Annotated in this window: 1 pseudogene; it reads right to left on the reverse strand. The window is 63.9% G+C overall.

The annotated features are described in order from the left end of the window. Positions 1 to 265: 265 nt before the first annotated feature. Positions 266 to 433 (reverse strand): annotated as a pseudogene (gene ndhC, locus KVP70_RS33300) (NADH-quinone oxidoreductase subunit A); the annotation flags it as partial. Between the last annotated feature and the right edge of the window lie 7 nt (positions 434 to 440).

A 440-nucleotide genomic window follows, 5' to 3' on the forward strand; every position in this document is an offset into this window, starting at 1 on the left:
CGAGGGCCGGTGCAGGATTTCCAGGTGGCCCGGCAAAAATTCATAAGAGCTGTCGGGCCGCGCGCGGTCGCCAGCGGCCTTGGGTGCGCATACTTCGCCGAGGCCGATTCACCCAGAACACTGATCCCGAGTCGATCCTGGACGGTGCGGCCATCGACATCCTGTCCACCAAGCTGCGCGCACCGCTTCAAGTCCAACGGCCCGCTGTTCAAGGGCAAGCGCGTGGCGGTGATCGGCGGCGGCAACTCCGGCGGCCACGCGCTGAACGCACGTCGAATTTCATGCGCGCGTCTTCGAACGCTTCGAAGCCGCATTCATACGGGGAGAGCTTGGCCGCATCTGGCTTGTTAGGCCCAAGGATGTGGCCCAGAACTTGGGGAGCGATGGCGAATTCCGGCTCCCAGATTCCCGACGTCTGCTGGTTCTTTGGAATCCGCGCG

It is taken from the genome of Duganella violaceipulchra, assembly GCF_019166075.1.
Classification (GTDB): domain Bacteria; phylum Pseudomonadota; class Gammaproteobacteria; order Burkholderiales; family Burkholderiaceae_D; genus Rugamonas; species Rugamonas violaceipulchra.